The 508-nt window shown below is 41.1% G+C and carries 1 protein-coding gene; it reads right to left on the bottom strand.

Going from position 1 to position 508, the window contains the following annotated elements; genetic code table 11:
• Positions 1 to 508: Ig-like domain-containing protein (locus V7083_RS19240; protein WP_335480947.1), on the bottom strand; the 508-nt coding region annotated here is incomplete at both ends.

The raw sequence follows: 508 nt of genomic DNA, 5'->3' as shown, positions 1-508 counted from the left end.
CATCTGTTACTGGATTTATTACTGGTGCTAATGGGGCTGTCGCATCTTTTACCCTTACGGATGCTGCTTTGCTAACATTGCCTGCTCGATCTGATGCTACAACAACCACTACAGTACCAGCTGTTAGTTTTTTAATAATTATAGAGAACTGGCCATATCTGTTCGCTGTTGCCATTCCTATATCCTTGCCATTTACTTTTGCTATTACTGTGGAGCCTTTTTCTGCTGTTCCTTTTATCACTACATCTGCATCTGTTACTGGATTAACTACCGGTGCTGCTGGGGCCGTTACATCTTTAACCGTTACTTCTGATTTCTCACTTGTGTTACCAGCTGCATCTGTTGCTGTTATGATAATAACGGATTCAGCAGTTTGCTTCATGATGTTAATTATAAATATGCCATCTGGATCTGCCGTCGCTTTCCCTATATCCTTGCCATTTACTTTTGCTATTACTGTGGAGCCTTTTTCTGCTGTTCCTTTTATCACCACATCTGCATCTGTTAC

This window comes from Bacillus sp. JJ1764 (assembly GCF_036962145.1).
Taxonomy (GTDB): Bacteria; Bacillota; Bacilli; order Bacillales; family Cytobacillaceae; genus Neobacillus.
Note: the sequence above shows the minus strand (reverse complement) of the source record. Positions and strands in the feature narration are given on the sequence as shown.